The 17421-nt window shown below is 37.9% G+C and carries 18 protein-coding genes; all 18 read right to left on the reverse strand.

What is annotated here, in order from left to right; translation table 11 throughout:
• Window positions 1–188: 188 nt before the first annotated feature.
• A complete protein-coding gene (fabZ, locus tag ACUN26_RS22845) occupies window positions 189–623 on the reverse strand; it encodes a 3-hydroxyacyl-ACP dehydratase FabZ (RefSeq protein ID WP_000931959.1) in 435 nt (144 codons plus the stop codon).
• 493 nt (window positions 624–1116) lie between these two features.
• Window positions 1117–2118 (reverse strand): rod shape-determining protein, encoded by a 1002-nt coding sequence (locus tag ACUN26_RS22850; protein WP_000457991.1) that lies wholly within the window; start codon window positions 2116–2118, stop codon window positions 1117–1119.
• 310 nt (window positions 2119–2428) lie between these two features.
• Window positions 2429–2701, reverse strand: a complete 273-nt coding sequence (gene spoIIID, locus ACUN26_RS22855) for a sporulation transcriptional regulator SpoIIID (RefSeq protein WP_000544012.1) — start codon at window positions 2699–2701, stop codon at window positions 2429–2431.
• Between the two features lie 306 nt (window positions 2702–3007).
• Window positions 3008–3142 (reverse strand): hypothetical protein, encoded by a 135-nt coding sequence (locus ACUN26_RS22860; protein WP_000008898.1) that lies wholly within the window; start codon window positions 3140–3142, stop codon window positions 3008–3010.
• Between the two features lie 247 nt (window positions 3143–3389).
• Window positions 3390–4295 carry a M23 family metallopeptidase gene (locus ACUN26_RS22865; protein WP_001214953.1) on the reverse strand — a complete coding sequence of 302 codons (906 nt, stop codon included), beginning with the start codon at window positions 4293–4295 and terminating at the stop codon, window positions 3390–3392.
• A 161-nt stretch (window positions 4296–4456) separates the two neighbouring features.
• Window positions 4457–5161, reverse strand: a complete 705-nt coding sequence (locus ACUN26_RS22870; RefSeq protein ID WP_000144458.1) for an ABC transporter permease — start codon at window positions 5159–5161, stop codon at window positions 4457–4459.
• The gene (locus ACUN26_RS22875) at window positions 5161–6003 is read right to left on the reverse strand and encodes an ABC transporter ATP-binding protein (protein WP_000170852.1); all 843 of its coding nucleotides are present in this window, start codon (window positions 6001–6003) and stop codon (window positions 5161–5163) included. Before ACUN26_RS22875 ends, ACUN26_RS22870 begins: the two co-directional genes overlap by 1 nt.
• A gap of 179 nt (window positions 6004–6182) precedes the next feature.
• A complete protein-coding gene (locus ACUN26_RS22880) occupies window positions 6183–7190 on the reverse strand; it encodes a LytTR family transcriptional regulator DNA-binding domain-containing protein (protein ID WP_001185923.1) in 1008 nt (335 codons plus the stop codon).
• 227 nt (window positions 7191–7417) lie between these two features.
• On the reverse strand, window positions 7418–8437 hold the full coding sequence (gene spoIID / locus ACUN26_RS22885; RefSeq protein ID WP_000672621.1) for a stage II sporulation protein D: 1020 nt from the start codon (window positions 8435–8437) through the stop codon (window positions 7418–7420).
• Window positions 8438–8690: 253 nt separating this feature from the next.
• Window positions 8691–9995 carry a UDP-N-acetylglucosamine 1-carboxyvinyltransferase gene (gene murA, locus ACUN26_RS22890; RefSeq protein WP_000411271.1) on the reverse strand — a complete coding sequence of 435 codons (1305 nt, stop codon included), beginning with the start codon at window positions 9993–9995 and terminating at the stop codon, window positions 8691–8693.
• Between the two features lie 39 nt (window positions 9996–10034).
• Window positions 10035–10739: a YwmB family TATA-box binding protein gene (locus tag ACUN26_RS22895; protein WP_000767897.1), complete on the reverse strand. Its 705-nt coding sequence runs from the start codon at window positions 10737–10739 to the stop codon at window positions 10035–10037.
• Between the two features lie 51 nt (window positions 10740–10790).
• Window positions 10791–11027, reverse strand: coding sequence for a DUF1146 family protein (locus tag ACUN26_RS22900; RefSeq protein ID WP_000057885.1), 237 nt, complete (start codon window positions 11025–11027; stop codon window positions 10791–10793).
• 213 nt (window positions 11028–11240) lie between these two features.
• On the reverse strand, window positions 11241–12755 hold the full coding sequence (gene nuoN / locus ACUN26_RS22905) for an NADH-quinone oxidoreductase subunit NuoN (RefSeq protein WP_002093010.1): 1515 nt from the start codon (window positions 12753–12755) through the stop codon (window positions 11241–11243).
• A gap of 7 nt (window positions 12756–12762) precedes the next feature.
• Window positions 12763–14265 carry an NADH-quinone oxidoreductase subunit M gene (locus ACUN26_RS22910; protein WP_000998952.1) on the reverse strand — a complete coding sequence of 501 codons (1503 nt, stop codon included), beginning with the start codon at window positions 14263–14265 and terminating at the stop codon, window positions 12763–12765.
• Window positions 14262–16124, reverse strand: a complete 1863-nt coding sequence (gene nuoL, locus ACUN26_RS22915; protein ID WP_000568192.1) for an NADH-quinone oxidoreductase subunit L — start codon at window positions 16122–16124, stop codon at window positions 14262–14264. Before nuoL ends, ACUN26_RS22910 begins: the two co-directional genes overlap by 4 nt.
• Window positions 16125–16153: 29 nt before the next feature.
• On the reverse strand, window positions 16154–16468 hold the full coding sequence (gene nuoK, locus ACUN26_RS22920) for an NADH-quinone oxidoreductase subunit NuoK (protein ID WP_000100083.1): 315 nt from the start codon (window positions 16466–16468) through the stop codon (window positions 16154–16156).
• Window positions 16461–16985 (reverse strand): NADH-quinone oxidoreductase subunit J, encoded by a 525-nt coding sequence (locus ACUN26_RS22925; RefSeq protein WP_001012818.1) that lies wholly within the window; start codon window positions 16983–16985, stop codon window positions 16461–16463. Before ACUN26_RS22925 ends, nuoK begins: the two co-directional genes overlap by 8 nt.
• On the reverse strand, window positions 16982–17401 hold the full coding sequence (nuoI, locus tag ACUN26_RS22930) for an NADH-quinone oxidoreductase subunit NuoI (protein WP_000677189.1): 420 nt from the start codon (window positions 17399–17401) through the stop codon (window positions 16982–16984). The genes ACUN26_RS22925 and nuoI overlap by 4 nt, the downstream gene beginning before the upstream one ends.
• Between the last annotated feature and the right edge of the window lie 20 nt (window positions 17402–17421).

The following is a 17421-nucleotide window of genomic DNA, read 5'->3' on the forward strand; positions in this document are numbered from 1 at the left end:
GCCCTTACTTCTTCATTACCTTTATCACTTATCCTATTTTCTAAATAAATGATAAAGTAAATTATATGGTAATTACCATCTATTGACAAGTAATTTTCTGATTAGTTTGTATTTTATCGCTTCATCGTTATATAACAGAAACAAAAAATCTCCTTGTACGTTCACAAGGAGATTTTTTTATTTGTTCTCTATTCTTTTTTATCACCAATTGCAAATGTGATTTCAGCTTCACATGCAACTTCACCATCTACTGTCGCAATTGCTTTTCCTTTTCCGATCGGGCCACGTACACGTGTCATTTCTACTTCTAGGCGAAGTTGATCACCCGGGCGTACCTGTTTTTTGAAACGACAATTGTCGATACCTGCGAAGAAAGCAAGTCTTCCGCGGTTTTCTTCTTTCTTTAATACAGCAACCGCTCCGACTTGTGCTAACGCTTCTACAATAAGTACGCCAGGCATAACTGCATAGTCAGGGAAGTGTCCATTAAAGAATTCTTCGTTTGCAGATACATTTTTAATTCCAACCGCTCTTTTGCCTTCATCTACTTCTAATATTTTATCAACAAGTAAAAATGGATAGCGGTGAGGAATGATTTCTTTAATTTGTTCTATATTTAGCATGTAATGATCGCCCCTTTTGTAATATTGGTCTTACCACTTGGACATATTGTTATTATCCCATTTTGTTTATCGTTTGTCATTACAAAGTGAATTTTTATATTTAGTATACTTACTTCTCCATATAAAAAAATGCACACACTCTATTCCCTTAAAATAGTTGCACATTCCTGCAACTGACACGGAGGTAGAAAAGAGTGTATGCCCAGATTAGGGAAAGGCAATATGTATTGAAACATTATTTGCCTTAATGTCGTATTCGACTCATTATATTATAAACGTTTTCAAATAAGGAAATATTAAATTTAACCATATATATGAATATTTTACCTGTTTCCTCCGTTTTTCTTTATTTTTCTCTCATTTTCGCAAAAAAACGAAATAAAAAAATAGAAAAATAAAAAAGAACTAAGGTTTACACCTTAGTTCCTTCTACTTTATCCAGCTATTTTTGAAATAATAATCAGTTGGGTGCCCCACTGATGAAAGTTTCACTTTATTTCAAAGCACGACGTGGTAATTTGTCAATATTCTCTAACATAATACCTGTACCAACCGCAACACATTGCATTGGGTTTTCAGCGATTAATACTGGTACCTTTAATTCTTCTGCTAGAAGCATGTCGATACCGTGTAGTAAAGCTCCACCGCCTGTTAAAATAACACCGCGGTCGATAATGTCCGCAGATAGTTCTGGTGGTGTGCGCTCTAGTACGCCTTTTGCAGCTTGTACAATGATAGCCGCGTCTTCTTTTAGTGCTTCTGTAATTTCTTCAGAGCATACTGTAATTGTACGTGGTAAACCTGTTACCATGTCACGTCCACGAATTTCAAGCTCTTCACTACGTGCACCTGGGAATACTGTACCGACTTTAATTTTAATATTTTCTGAAGTACGTTCTCCAATTAATAGCTTATACTTACGTTTAACGTAGTTTAAGATCTCCATATCAAACTTATCGCCAGCCATTTTGATAGAAGAAGAGGTAACAATATCACCCATAGATAGTACAGCGATATCTGTTGTACCTCCACCAATATCAACAACCATGTTACCGCTTGGTTGGAAGATTTCCATACCAGCACCAACTGCGGCTACTTTTGGTTCTTCTTCTAAAAATACTGTTTTACCACCTGAACGTTCAGCAGCTTCACGAATTGCTTTTTGTTCTACCGATGTGATATTTGTTGGACAACAAATTAAAATGCGAGGTTTTGAAAAGAAGCTCTTTACGTCCAACTTGTTAATGAAATACTTTAACATCGCTTCTGTAATTTCGAAATCTGCGATTACACCATCTTTAAGTGGACGAATTGCTACAATATTACCAGGCGTACGTCCCACCATACTTCTTGCTTCTTCACCTACTGCTAATACTTTACCTGTATTACGATCAATTGCCACAACAGATGGCTCATTTAATACAATACCCTTACCTTTAACATGAATTAATACATTAGCCGTACCTAGGTCAATTCCGATATCTCGCGCAAACATTCCCGTCTTTTCCTCCTCGATATTCAAAATCAGGTTACACCCGAATTCTTTTACACCTAATTTCTGATTTTATCATAAATTTAACAGAAACGTAATATTCGCAAAAAGAATTCTTCTGAAAAATATTACCGAATGCACGCGGAATGTTTGCTAACGTATATTTATCTTATATTAACGGAAGGTAAGACTCTCATCTCAAAATCAATCCGACGAGTTTAGAAGAGTTGAGCGAAAGACAAAAAGCCTGCAAACGCCCGATTACTGAAGACTAATAATCAGTGAGGCATGCCCCACTGATTAAAGTTTCACTTTATTGACGTACAGGCTTTTCTACATCTTCTTTTCTATATTTTTGCTTTGTTGCTTCTCCGCCTCTTAAATGACGAATAGACTTATGATAATCAAGAATTTCTTTCACTTCATTTGCGAGCTCTGGGTTAATTTCTGGTAGACGTTCTGTTAAATCTTTATGGACTGTACTCTTTGATACCCCAAATTCCTTTGCAATTACACGCACTGTCTTTCTTGTCTCCACGATATACTTACCAATCTTGATAGTTCTCTCTTTGATGTAATCGTGCACACCACTCGCCTCCCTAAATTGGATGTGAGAAGTGTGAAATGAGCTTCGCTGCATACGACTAAGAAGTAAGTGTGAGTGCTGTTTGTAAGCGTTAAACATTCTTGGATTTATAATGAAATGATTCACGATTTCTCACCTCAAACACTCTCTTTGCTTTGGTTTATACCATTGTATTGCCCGCACTACTGATATATGCTACATGTTCACTATTTTTGCGGACTAAGTTAAGAAAAATTACGTTTTTTTGTGAGAAATACGTTAACAATGACTATTTTGGCAAAAAAATGACACCTTGTTTAAAAGGTGTCATTCTTCTCGATCATATTCTTCTTCTAACAATTGATGGTGGGGAACTTCCTTCTTACCGGCAATATAATAATACAAAGTAAATAAAACAAACAATAATATAATAGCAATCGACAGAACAAACAAAAACGACACAGTATCCCCTCCCTTTTGTAATATATATTCGAGAATCTCGTCATTTTTCCTTGTTAATGCAATTTTTTTCTCGAAATTGATTATTTTTATATATAGCTCGACTAATAATCGGACTTTTACGGGCAGTTAATCAACCCTAACTTCTTTGCTTTCGCTGAATTTTGAGATCGGGGTCTTACCGCCCGTAAATAGCAGGATGAAAATAAAAAAATCAGTTCTCTTAATGAGAACTGATTTTTCCACTTTCTTATTCTTGTGAAGAAGAATCGTTAGATGATTCTGTAGAACCATTTGTTGATTTTTCTTCTTTCTTCGGTTCTTCTTTTTTGTCACCAGTCGAACCGCTTGTTGATTTCTCTTCTTTTTGAGACTTATCTTCTGTTTTACTTTCTGGTTTCGTGCTCGTTGACTTCTCTTCTTTTTGAGATTTGTCATCAGCCTTTTTACCAGAAGCATTCGTTGCCTTTGTAGCACCTGCATCAGCTTTAATTTCTGCTACTGATTTATTTAAGTAGCGCTCAGGGTTCACAGCCACATTGTCTTTACGTACTTCAAAGTGCACGTGAGAACCTGCTTCTTTATTCATTGCACTTAGACCGGATTTTCCTAATACTTCACCTTGTGCAACTCTTGCACCTTTTTCTACTTTCACACTGCCTAAGCTTTGATAAGAAACTGCTACACCATTTCCACTATCAACTGTTACAACATAACCAAGAAGTGAATCTTTTTCAGCTTTTGTTACTGTGCCACTTAAAGCAGCAGCAACATTGAACTCTTTTCCATTTTTCGCAGCAATGTCAATTCCTTTATTCGGGGAATATGTGTTGTTATAAAAGACAAGTGCTTTTTCTTGTTCCGCCTCAGTTGCTGCATCTTCATAGAATTTCTTCTGCACGACTACTTCCGCATTAGCGGCTGCTGGCATTTTCACTACTTCTGAAGATTTCGTTACTGGTACTGCTGGATCTTCCGATTGTGTATACGGTGTTGCTTGATCGTGGTTCGGAGTCTTCTTTGGATTAGCTCCTTGGAACCATAGCGCAACCACTAGGATTACCGCTGCACAAGCAATGTACAGTGCCGGAAACACCCATCTTTTTTGAAATAAATGTACTACCTTTTGCGACTTTTTATTATTTCTTCCTCGCATTCCATCATCACCTCAGCAATCATTTTGAACAATATTCATGTATCCTATACAACGTATAACTAATTACTTTTCGACAAATTATGTAAAAATATGTATAGAAATTGTAAAATTTCCGAGGAAATGATGAAAAAAGAAAAAACTGAGCATTTTCAGCTCAGTTTTTAGTCCATTTGTTTCTTTTTATATACGATTAAACATGCAACAACCGAAAGAATAAGCCACACTCCAACATTCAAGACATGTCCGCTAATACTACTAAATCCCGCTCCCTCTACTAAGCTGTTAATCGCTTTGGCAATATGAGATGTCGGAAGATACTCGATCATCGTTTTAATTACTTTATTTTCAACCATTGGCTCAAATTGTACAGCTAAATACATCGTCATTAATATCGGCATTCCAATGAGTGATGTTTGCGGTACAGACTCAGCTAACAATCCAATCATTGTTCCAATCACAATAAATAGAATTGTTCCACATAAGAAAATAAATCCTAGTAATAAAAGATTTCCACCGAATTGATCCAAAATGAATAAGTTCACAATACAAATGCCCAACGTCAAACATGCTGTTAATATACTTTTCCCAAGAAGAACTTCAACCGAAGAAGCTGGTGATAGCATTAGCACACGTAACGTATGTTTTTCTTTTTCTTCTGCAATTACCATTGATTGAACAAACCCTGCAACAAATAGAAAGGCCATTAAAGTAATAATGCCAACCCCCATGCGCCCTTCTCCAAATCTGCTAAATATAAATGCAAATATAATTGGTAAAGATGCCATTAATAACACTTGTGAATTTGTCTTAAAATCTTGTACTTCTTTTCTAAAAATAGCTGATACACGTCTCATTGAAAATGTCATTATAATCCCCTCCCAGTAACTTCAATAAAGATATCGCCTAATGTTGGCTCGTGTGAATGAATAGATAGTAATTCACCTTTTTTCATCCATTCTGAAATACGTTTTGCACCTAATTCATCTTTTTGCACGACTTCTTTTTGCTTATCTTTTAATACGACTTGTATTTGATCTTTCGCGTATTGTAAGCGAAGGTTTTCTGGTGTATCAAGCGCTACAATTTCTCCGCCGCATAGAAAGGCGATACGGTTACAAAGCGTTTCTGCTTCTTCCATATTGTGCGTCGTTAAGAAAATCGTCGTTCCTTCTTTATTTAAGTCTTTTAAGATTTTATGAATGTTTTGTACGTTAACTGGATCGAGTGCGGATGTTGGTTCGTCTAAAAAGAGGATATCTGGTTTATGAAGGATCGCTCTCGCTAGTGTGACGCGCTGCTTCATTCCCTTTGATAGTTTCTTTACTAATGTTTTTTTATCATCTAATAGATTCACTTGTGCTAGCACTTCATCGATTCGTTCTTTTTTGCAATCGTATAAGTCGCAAAATAATAGTAAGTTATCATAAATGCTAAGTCTTTCATATAAGCCGCTGTTGTCTGTTAAAATACCAATTCGTTTATAATCGATGCTACTTGGTCCTGTAATGTCTTTCCCTAATACTCTTACTGTTCCAACACTATGAAGTAATTGAGAAGTTAATATTTTTACTGTTGTTGTTTTACCAGATCCACTCGGTCCGAGGAATCCGAAAATTTCTCCTTGCTTCACCTCAATATTTACATTTCGAAGTGCCGTTTTTTCGTTGAAACTTTTCATTACATCTTTCATTTCAATTGCCAATGTCATTTCGTCATCCCCTTTGTTTTTCTTTATAGATGAAATTTGCTTTCGCAAGTTTCGATTTGTATGTTTCGCTTTTCTTGACTCAATCATATGAAAAATAAAGGGTAGGCGCAGTAAAATACCGGTAAAAGGAGTATTTTTACCGGTGAATGAATCATATTTCGATCCTATTGGAGCACTTTTTATAGCCCAATTACACCTTTTAATTCATCCATTCGTCCTTTTGAAAGCGGAATTGAACTTTTTCTTTCGTCATCCAAAATTAAACTAAAACTGTTCCGTGTCCAAGTAATAACTTCTCGTACTCGTTGTAAATTAACGAGGTACGAACGATGACATCTAAAGAAACCGAATCCTGTTAATCTCGTTTCTAGTTCACTTAATGTTAATGCACATACGAAATCACCTTCACGCACATGAATATGTGTCACTCCATTTTGTGTTTCAATGAAATGAATTTCCATCGGATCAAGTAAAATGATTTTATCGTTCACCTTCGCTGGTATTCTTTCTAATTTCATCTGCGGAATCATTTGAACGACTTTTTCTTCATCAACTTCTTCCGCCTCTTCTTGCTCGATTTCGACCTTTTTCACACCATCGTTGTTTAATATGTATACATCTTCTGTTAACGAAAGAGCGTCTGATAGGAAAGAGGACGTAATAAAGATCGCCTTTCCTTTCTCTTTCATTTTCATAATTGCTTTTCGAATAATAATCGTACTTTCTGTATCTACATTTTGCTCCGGCTCTTCCAAAATAACTAAATCCGGATTATGAATCATAACTCGCCCAATATGAAGGCGACGTTTCTCTGAAAATGATAATTTTTCTATTTTCACGTTTAACTTATCTAAGAGACCGACATATTGTACTACTTCTTCTATACTTATCTTTGATTCATAAAGCCCTAACAAAAATTTAAAGTATTCCTTCACCTTCAAACGATCATATGCTTCATCTTTCAAAAAACAAAAACCGATGCGGGAATAATTTTTCTTTCCAATCGCTTCGCCTCCAAATAGCACATTGCCAGTTGAAGCTTCTTCCTCACCAATAATGATGCGATGCAAAACTTTAGCTGTATGGTTATTACATTGCAAAACAACACATTGTCCTTTCTCAACCTCTAGCTCAATTGCCGGTAACTGGTTCGTCTTCCCTAATTGTTTCAACTCCAGTAGCGCCATTTCGTCTCCCCCAAATGCTTTTTATCCTATTATACCAAACAATTAATGGAAAATTTTGATATTTTTATGAAACAAATAAAAAGAAGGCTATCCAAATGAACGGATAGCCTTATTCTCTATTTTTGTTCTACCATATAAGTTTTGAGTAAATCACGAAGTGCTCTTTTTAAAAACTTACCTACAAATAATGAAAAAAGGAGCTAATCTTAATTAGCTCCTTTCACGTTCTACTTCTTCACCATCAGTTTTCCCTCATAATCATTCATCGTTTTTATTTCAACGCCTTTATAATAATGAGCGACGATATCTGTATATTTCTTACCTTCCGCTGCCATACCATTCGCACCGTATTGACTCATGCCAACACCATGACCGAAGCCTTTCGTCGTGACAATGATTTTATTGCCCTCTTGTTTCCATGTAAAATCAGAAGAGCGCAAATCTAACTTTTCACGAACTTGTTTTCCTGTTAATGTTTTCCCTTGGAACGCTACATCCTTTACTCTTTTACCCTCCGTAAGATCTTTAATATTTCCAACCTTTCCATCCGCTAGCACTTTCACACCGAGACGTTTTTGAAAATCAGCTACTGTGAACGTTTGCTCGCTTGTAAACTTTGGAGAGGCTTGATCCCACGGGCTATCTACACTTTTCAAATACGGATAATCATTTCCCCAATAATCAGCTGCATTCTCTGTTCGGCCGTTACTCGTTGAGAAGAAAGACGCTGAAATCGGTTTTCCCTCATACGTTAAAACTTGTCCTGCGGTTTTAGAAACGGCTTCCTCGATTTTCTTTAAATTGTTTTCGTAGTTATTGCCCCATTGTTTTTTCAATTCCTCTTTGCTTTTGTACACTTGATCTTTCACCGTATCTACCACATCTGCATTGTTTTTCTTTTCTCCACTTAGCATACGCTGCACCACGAATGTTCTTGCTGCTAATGCCTGTGCCTTTAGCGCCTCTATTTCAAAACTGGCATTCATCTCAGAAGCTACTACACCGGTCACATATTCCTCCACAGGTAATGTTTCTACCTTCTTCTGTTGGTCGCGATATACAGCAACTTGAACTGCTGTATCCACTTTCCCTGGAGCTGGTATACTTTCTATCGCTGGAGGAGTTTTAGAAGCTGCTTCTTCTCCTATTTTTGCTTTCGCAAACGGAATTACAAGAGCAGCGGGTACAATGATAACGAGCGCTATTAAAAGCACTACTATAATGAAAAATGGCTTTGAAAATTTCATCCTATTCCCCCAATATAAAGTTGGCTTCCTTTCATTCTTATGGAACTACGGAATTTTTTAGAACATACTTGGGGGTATCGGTATAGACTGAAGTTTTAATGCGTTGGAGTCTTACTGCCCGCTAATGGGAGATAAAACGAAAATTTTCTAAATATTTTTACTGGTACGTGCATAAGTATAGAGTTTATTGACTATAACAGTAATAACCCCAAAAAAATAGTCTCTATATCAAAAGACATAGAGACTACTTCAATTAAGCGTGAAGATCAGAAACTTCTTGTTCTTTCACTTCTTCTACTTTTTCGTTTACACGTTCAATAGTTGCACCTAATGCAGCTAATTTCTTATGGAAGTCTACATAACCACGGTCAAGATGCTTTAATTCAGTTACACGAGTGTAACCTTCTGATACTAAACCAGCTAAGATTAATGCTGCAGCTGCACGTAAATCAGTTGCACCTACTTCAGCACCTTGTAAGCTGTTTGGACCGTTCATAATAACAGAACGACCTTCGATTTTAATATCAGCATTCATACGACGGAATTCTTCAACGTGCATAAAGCGGTTTTCGAATACCGTTTCTGTAATCATACTTGTTCCATCAGCTTGTAGTAATAATGCCATCATTTGTGATTGCATGTCTGTTGGGAAACCTGGGTGAGGCATAGTTTTAATATCAACCGCTTTTAGCTTATCTGGGCCGATAACACGTACACCTTCATTTTCCTCAATAATTTTAACACCCATTTCTTCCATCTTCGCTGTAATTGAGCGTAAATGTTCTGGAACAGCATTTTCAATTAAGATGTCTCCACCAGTAATTGCTGCTGCAACCATGAATGTTCCCGCTTCAATACGGTCAGGAATAATAGAGTGGTTTCCACCATATAATTTCTCAACGCCTTCGATACGAATCGTTCCAGTTCCAGCTCCGCGTACTTTCGCTCCCATCGCATTTAAGAAGTTAGCTAAGTCAACGATTTCTGGTTCTTTCGCTGCATTTTCAAGGATTGTTGTCCCTTTTGCTAATGTAGCTGCAGACATAATGTTTTCTGTCGCGCCCACGCTTGGGAAGTCTAAATAAATTTTAGCTCCTTTTAGTTCTCCCTCAACGTATGCCTCAACAAAACCGTTACCAACCTGTACTTTTGCTCCCATTGCTTCGAAGCCTTTTAAATGTTGGTCAATTGGACGTGAACCAATTGCACATCCACCTGGAAGTGCAATACGAGCACGACCGTTACGTGCTAATAATGGTCCCATTACTTGAACAGATGCACGCATTTTACGTACATATTCAAATGGTGCTTCAATGTTTAGTTCTTTAGAAGCATCGATTGTTACTTGGTTATTTTCAAATACGACTTCAGCATTTAAATGACGTAATACCTCATTAATTGTGTATACATCAGACAAAACTGGTACTTCAGATAGTACATTCTTTCCATCACTCGCTAATAGGGCTGCAGCGATTATAGGTAATACAGCATTTTTTGCGCCCTCAACACGCACTGTGCCGTTTAACCGCTTTCCGCCACGGACGATGATCTTTTCCAAATTATTCCCCTCCGTGTCCTTTTTTCAGTATCTATTCACTCAATACTCAGAAGTTATGATCGGTGTGCCAACCACAATTGTATCTTTGTTGTTTGTAGAACGTATTGCTATTTGCACATTTATTTTCTCTCTATTTGTTGAAAGAGCGTCATCCCACTTTTTATTGTATGCGGAGACTGACACAAATGCTCTTTCTTCTACTTGTTCGATCGCTCTTGCTGAAAGATCTTTCAAAACCTGATTGGTTTTATTTTGCAAAACACCTTCAATCTTATCATTCAGTACACCTTGAACACAAGTGTAAATTATAGGTTTTTCATTAAAAATTTTATTCATTTTCTGAACATGCTTCGGGTCCCATTTCGCCCCACTTACTTCAAAAATAATGAAAGTGTTTTCTTTAGTATTTTCCTTACTCCAAGTTACTACTACTCGTTCTTCATATGAAGCAAACTTTTTATAGGATGTAGCTTTATATCCATCTGGAGATTGCTCTAAGTCCCATTTTTGAATATTTGCCTTCCCCTTCACATCGTTTAACAATTTTTGAAACGTATGTATGTTAGAAATTGTTTTTGTTTCTCGCGCTAACCATGACCATTTCTCCACTTTAGCATCATTTTTCTCTAAAGCCTTAATCATGTTCTCCATTTTCTGTTCATCGCTTATCGGTTTCATCTCTCTATATCCAACCAAAAAGAAAACAACACTCAACGCAACAATAAGAATGGCTTTAAGCTTCAATTTCATCCCCTCCTATCCCCATTGTTAACGGAGATATGAGGTTCTATACACTTACTTTACTAAATACGTTAAACTCTTCGAATAGCCTAAATAATCAAGGAAAAAGTTACTTACAGATGTCCCAATTGCAATTGTAATTAGGATGAGTAATACCCTCGTCTGCAACACTTTTCCAGCTTTCATTAAACGCTCGATGTGAATACCTTGTAAGGCCCACCACGTAATGGTAATAAACAATAAATGCGAAACGATGGCAATCAGTGCTTGTTGCCCTAAAAGTTGTGCCAAAAAATCGACCCCTTTTTACTCGGCTACTACTTACGAAAGAATATAAAAACGATACCATAATAAGTAGGAGCCACACTTTTTCAAATGCAAATAAGCATCTTACATTTTACATCGTAAACTTCTCTCGAAAAAACGTATACCTATATGCATTTTCATTTGCGGCTAACACAAAATAAAAAGCGCAGAGTACCGACTCCACACCTTTTATTTTCACTATTGTACCACGTTCCCCAAGAAGAAGAAATCTTTCATTAATGGAAAATATTCATAAAAGAAATTGTATCCAATCATCGGCATAATCCCTAGTATTACAATCGAAATTGCACAAAGACTCATAACAACCTTTATATTTAATGGCAACCGAATTTTCTCTTCTACTTCTCCCGTCCGGAAAAACATTTGCTGTAAAATACGGAAATAATATACGAATGAAATGACTGTCGTACCCATCATAATAGAAGCTAGTACGTAATGAGCTGGCTCTACATGAAGTGCACCTAAAAAGATGTTAATTTTCCCGATGAAACCAGCTGTTCCTGGTATCCCGGCCAACGATAAAATAAAAATCGTCATTACTATCGCTGTAAATGGCGACCTGTTATATAATCCGGTGAAAATAGTGATATTTTCTTTGTCGCTTTGTAAGATTAAGCCGTGGATAATTGCAAATGCGCCTATATTCATAAGCATATAGGCAAGCATGTAAAACCACATGCTATCCATCGTAAATGGTGATAATGCCACAAGTGGAACGAGTAAATACCCCGCATGCGCGATTCCTGAATAAGCAAATAGGCGTTTTACGTTATATTGCTTTAGTGCGACTACATTTCCGATAATCATCGTAATACTTGCTAGAACCGCAATATATATACTCATACGCCCGTATAAAGATTCCATGTCTCCTTGCACCGATACACTTGCAAAAATCATAAGGAACAGACGAATAATGAGTAGGAACCCCGCAATTTTAGAAATCGTTCCAAGGAAAGCAGTAACAGGTGTAGCCGCCCCTTCATACACATCGGGTGCCCACATATGAAACGGCACTGTTGCAATTTTAAACGAGAGCCCAACGAGCAATAGTAGAAATGCGAGAGCTAACAATAGCTGAATACCACTAGTTAGCTCCCCGGTGAATACTTTTTGCATATCCACAATATTGGTTGAGCCTGTAATACCGTATAAATAACTCATTCCAAAGAGCGTAATCGCCGTTCCAATTCCTCCATTAATGACATATTTCATTGCCGCTTCATTTGATGCACGGTTCCTTTTTCGTATTCCTACTAAAACATAGGAAGAAAGTGATAGTAGCTCTAAACCGACGAAAAGTGTAATAAAATCAACACTAGAAGCCATGAACATCGCCCCAAGAAGGGCCATTAAAAATAAGTAATAATATTCTCCCTTATCTTCAATTGGATTTTTCTTGTCATCGCTCATTGCGGTGCATAAGATGAGGGCCGCTCCGCCTAATAACAACGTTTTAAACCCTTTTGAAAATCCATCTAACACAAACGATCCATTTAAAATATCTCCTGCTGGTTCGCCGTATAGCGTAATTAATGACACAATTGCTAATATGACAGCAGCGATTGCACTAAGCGCCACATACCTATGGTTCAGCTTAAAAAACAAATCACCTATGGAAAGAAGGATGGCAAACCCGAGAATAATGAATTCTGGCAACATGAGATGCCATGATAAGCTCAGTAACGTATCCATATCCATCCTACTTCACCCCCAATGTTTTCAATGTATTTTGAAGCGGATCCCCTAGTATTTCTGGCATTACTCCAATGGCAATAATACAGAAGATAAGCAATAGGACCGGGACGTACTCCCATCCGTGTATATCAGTTTTCGCTTCCCACTCTTTCTTACCAAATGTTACTTGGAGTGTCGCTCTTAATACGTACACAGCGGTTAAAATAATCCCAAGTACACCGACTGCAGCAATGACTGGCTCTCCTTGGAATAAGCCGAGAAAGGCAAGAAACTCACTCACAAATCCAGACATCCCCGGTAGTCCAAGCGATGCCATTCCTCCTGCTAGGAAGAAGCCGCTAAGTATTGGGACACTTTTTGCGAGTCCACCAAGCGCTGTAATATCCGACGTGCCAAAGCGCTGTTCTATAACACCAAGCAAGAAGAAGAGCAAGGCTGCAATTAAACCGTGCGAAACAACTTGGAATAGCGCCCCTTGTGTACCTGGTGCATTAAGTGCCGCAAGCCCCATTAAAACAATTCCCATATGCGAAATACTAGAGTAGGCAAGCACCTTCCTAAAATCCGTTTGGATGAGCGCTAAAAAGGCACCGTACAATAAGTTGATTACTCCTAAAATCGCAATTAGCGTGGCAAACTCGCGAAAGTATTCTGGGAATAGCCCCTTCCCGAAGCGAATCATCCCGTACGCTCCAATCTTTAGCAAAACGCCTGCATGAAGCATAACTACAGCAGGGTGCGCTTCAATATGCACATTGACCATCCAGCGATGCAACGGGAAAATAGGTAGTTTAATTGCAAAGGCAATCATTATAGCAATAAATACACCAAGCTGTATGCTACTCGGGACGATCTGTCCTCCCCCAGCACTTACACCTGTTAATATCTCTTTCAATGCCGCAATATTTGTCGTACCTGTTTTCGCGAACAAAATCGAGAAAACGATGAGCAAAATAGCTGATCCAATGCCGTTATATATTAAATAACTATATGCAGCCTTTTCACTCGACAATTTCCCCCACTTGCCAATTAATAAAAACATTGGTGGCAGTGTAATTTCAAAGAAAATAAAGAACAACATTAAATTTTTAGCAGCGAAGACACCGAGCATCCCTATTTCTAGCATGAGCAATAGCATATAAAATGCTTTTAAATTTCTTTTAATGGAAAACGCTGCAATTGCTGCAAGCATCGCTAGAAGGGCTGTCAGCACCATCATTACAAGTGACAAACCATCAATTCCAAGCTCGTAATAAATAGAAAACCATCTTTTATCCACCGCTGCAAAATCACCAAATTTAATCCATTTCACTTTTTCATCAAATAGCGATAGACTCTTTCCAGAAGCATATGTACAAGCGAGGACGGTAGCTATCCCAAATGGAAGCGCCGTCCCAAATAAACCGAGCGCTCGTACTGTACGCGATTCTTTTTTCGGTGTTAATACAAGTAATAGAATCCCTAAAAGTGGGGAGAAAATGAAGAACGTCAACAACAAATCATTCATCGTAAATCCCCTCCCGTATATAGCAAAATAATGACGAGGACCGCGAGCGAAACTGCTGTTACAGTGCCGTACACTTGTACATTCCCGTTTTGAAGCCTCGACAATGTGCCACTTACCCCTTTAACCAAACTTGCGATTAAAACAGCAATCCCTTCCACGACATATACTTCAAATAAGCGAAGCACATGAGCGATTCCCTTCGTAATAGGAATCACTGTCATATTGTATAGTTCATCCACATAATATTTTTCTTTCAAGAGCTTATGAAGAAATGACCTTTCTCCTCCTGCCCAATTTTTTGAGATAGTTTTCTTTCCATATATGAAATACGCAAGGGCAATCCCCCCAAATGAAACGAGCGTCGCAACAATCATAATCCAAACTGGTCCATGTGCTTCTTCCACTTTAAATTGTATATCCTTCGTCAGCCAATCTCCGAGAAACGTTCCAAACCACGGTGTATTTATATATCCTGCTACTACCGCGAGAACGCCGAGAACAATCATCGGATACGTCATAATACGCGGCGAGTCATGCACGTCTTCCTTCGTCTTCGCTTCCCCAGTAAAGACAAGAAAGTATAGGCGGAACATGTAGAATGCTGTTAGGAATGCCGCAAAGACTGCTAGAACAAATAGAAAGTAATTGCCACTCATCCAAGTTGCTGCCAAAATTTCATCTTTACTAAAAAAACCCGAAAGAAGCGGAACTCCACTAATTGCAAGTGTACCTATTAAAAATAACGTACCCGTTACTTTCATCTTCTTCTGTAAACCGCCCATTTTATTAATGTTTTGCGTATGCACAGCATGAATTACACTTCCTGCTGCCAAGAATAGTAACGCTTTAAAAAAGGCATGTGTCGTTAGATGGAATATACCCGCTACATAACCAGCAGAACCTAAGGCGAGCATCATATACCCGAGCTGGCTAACTGTAGAATAAGCAAGTACCCTCTTTATATCCGTCTGTACAAGACCGATAGAGGCTGCAAATATTGCGGTGAAAGCCCCAACAATTGCCACCGTCTGCATTGCCACCGCACTTGCCGAAAATAGCGGGAACATCGTTGCTACTAAATATACACCGGCTGCGACCATCGTCGCCGCATGAATAAGTGCCGAAACAGGCGTTGGCCCCTCCATCGCATCAGGCAACCACGTATGAAGCGGAAATTGACCTGATTTCCCCATCGCCCCGATAAAAATTAATATCGCCGTTATCGTTATCATAGTCGGGGACAGATCGCCTGTATGAATCGCTCTAAAAATTGCTTCATACTCAAAACTACCTGCATGCCAAAAGATTAAAATCATCCCAATAAATAAACCAACATCCCCAATACGAGTCATAATAAAAGCCTTTTTCGCAGCAGCCTTTGCTTCCTCCTTAAAGAAATAAAAACCGATGAGTAAAAATGAACCGAGGCCTACTAACTCCCAAAATATATAAAGCTGTAACAAATTCGTCGATATAACAAGCCCAAGCATCGCAAATGTAAAGAGTCCTAAATATGCATAAAAAGTTGGTAATCTTGCGTCACCTTTCATATAACCTTTTGAATACACATGTACAAGTAAGCTCACAAGTGTAACGATAAATAACATCAAAGCCCCTAATGCAGTCACTTCAAAGCCAAATGATATATCAATATCTCCAGTTCTAAGCCATACCCATTTATGCTTCACTGTGACCTTCGAAAATCTTTCTATTAATACAAGTACCGCGAGTATAAAGGAGAGAGAGACGAAGAAAATACTAAGTACGCTGCTTCCTTCTCTAATTTTCTTCCCGAACATAATAAGTAAAAAAAACGAAACAAGCGGGAAAAGCGGTATGAGCCATGCATAATCGATCATTGTTTCCTTCCCCCTTTTCGGTCACAATGCTATCCTTTAAGCGTATCCATTTCATCTACATGAACTGTCGTGCGATTACGATACAAAGCAATTAAAATGGCGAGCCCTACCGCCGCCTCCGCTGCCGCTACAGCCATCGTAAACAGCGAGAAGATTTGCCCTGTTAAATTCGGGAACAAACCTAATTTACTAAACGCCACTAAATTTAAATTGGAAGCATTTAGCATTAATTCGATACAAACTAATACGATTACTGTGTTTCGCTTCGTTAAAGCTCCAAATAAACCGATGCAAAACAAAATAATCGCAAGTGTTAAATACGCAGAAGCTGGAACGCTACTCATTGGAATCCTCCTCTTTCTCATCCTTCTTCGCAAGTATAATCGCGCCAACAAGTGCTACAAGTAAAATAACCGAGGTTAACTCAAATGGAATAATGTATTTCGAATAGAGAAGTGTACCGATTTGAAGTGTGTTTTTTTCATGGAGAGGTAAACTTCCTTGTGTGCTTTCATTTGAAAAATCGATACTATTAACAGCGAAATACATAACTGCCCCAAATGCTACAACTGCAAAGAAGATAATCCATTTTCGAAGAGTAAGACGTGATTCATTTTCCGCATTATGTTTCGTTAACATAATGCCAAAAATCATAATAATTGTGATTGCACCAGAGTAAAGTAATATTTGTGCAACTCCGATAAACTCGGCCGATAAAAGAAAGTACAAACCTGCAATGCTGAGAAATGTCAGAACGAGAGCTAGCATCATATGCATTACTTTCGTTAAGTTCAACATGAGAACACCACCGATAATTGCAGACAAGGATAGTATAAAGAATGCTACAAACTCGCCATTCATGCTTTATTCTCCTTCCTGACGTTTTCATCGTTTTCGTCGAGCCACTGCAAATTTTTAAATAAATCATCACGTGAATATGCTGCGAGTTCAAAGTTATTTGTCATAACAATTGCCTCTGTCGGGCAAACTTCTGTACATAAATCGCAAAGTATACAAATTTCAAAATTAATATCATACGTATCAATAATTTTCCCTTTTTTCGTAGGGTCAGGATGTTTCTTTCCCGTCAATTGAATGCAATCTGTCGGACAAATGTTAGAACACTGATTACAAACAATACATTTCTCAGGATAAAACTTTTGAATCCCTCTAAAGCGATCTGGCAATGGCAACGGCTGATTTGGATAATCATACGTCACCTTTTTCTTACTCAAATTACTCAGCGTATATTTTAAACCTTTAAATAACCCTTTCATCTCTTACTGGCACCCCCTTC

The organism is Bacillus sp. WC2503 (assembly GCF_052682895.1).

What these genes read in the sequence shown, in the direction of transcription:
- ACUN26_RS22925 (WP_001012818.1), bottom strand. Translation starts at nt 16,985, where the DNA reads ATGAATGGCGAGTTTGTAGCATTCTTTATACTATCCTTGTCTGCAATT.
- fabZ (WP_000931959.1), bottom strand. Translation starts at nt 623, where the DNA reads ATGCTAAATATAGAACAAATTAAAGAAATCATTCCTCACCGCTATCCA.
- nuoL (WP_000568192.1), bottom strand. Translation starts at nt 16,124, where the DNA reads ATGATCGATTATGCATGGCTCATACCGCTTTTCCCGCTTGTTTCGTTT.
- nuoI (WP_000677189.1), bottom strand. Translation starts at nt 17,401, where the DNA reads ATGAAAGGGTTATTTAAAGGTTTAAAATATACGCTGAGTAATTTGAGT.
- ACUN26_RS22910 (WP_000998952.1), bottom strand. Translation starts at nt 14,265, where the DNA reads ATGAATGATTTGTTGTTGACGTTCTTCATTTTCTCCCCACTTTTAGGG.
- ACUN26_RS22865 (WP_001214953.1), bottom strand. Translation starts at nt 4,295, where the DNA reads ATGCGAGGAAGAAATAATAAAAAGTCGCAAAAGGTAGTACATTTATTT.
- ACUN26_RS22875 (WP_000170852.1), bottom strand. Translation starts at nt 6,003, where the DNA reads ATGACATTGGCAATTGAAATGAAAGATGTAATGAAAAGTTTCAACGAA.
- nuoN (WP_002093010.1), bottom strand. Translation starts at nt 12,755, where the DNA reads ATGGATACGTTACTGAGCTTATCATGGCATCTCATGTTGCCAGAATTC.
- spoIID (WP_000672621.1), bottom strand. Translation starts at nt 8,437, where the DNA reads ATGAAATTTTCAAAGCCATTTTTCATTATAGTAGTGCTTTTAATAGCG.
- ACUN26_RS22880 (WP_001185923.1), bottom strand. Translation starts at nt 7,190, where the DNA reads ATGGCGCTACTGGAGTTGAAACAATTAGGGAAGACGAACCAGTTACCG.
- ACUN26_RS22870 (WP_000144458.1), bottom strand. Translation starts at nt 5,161, where the DNA reads ATGACATTTTCAATGAGACGTGTATCAGCTATTTTTAGAAAAGAAGTA.
- nuoK (WP_000100083.1), bottom strand. Translation starts at nt 16,468, where the DNA reads ATGAGTAGCGTTCCAGCTTCTGCGTATTTAACACTTGCGATTATTTTG.
- ACUN26_RS22850 (WP_000457991.1), bottom strand. Translation starts at nt 2,118, where the DNA reads ATGTTTGCGCGAGATATCGGAATTGACCTAGGTACGGCTAATGTATTA.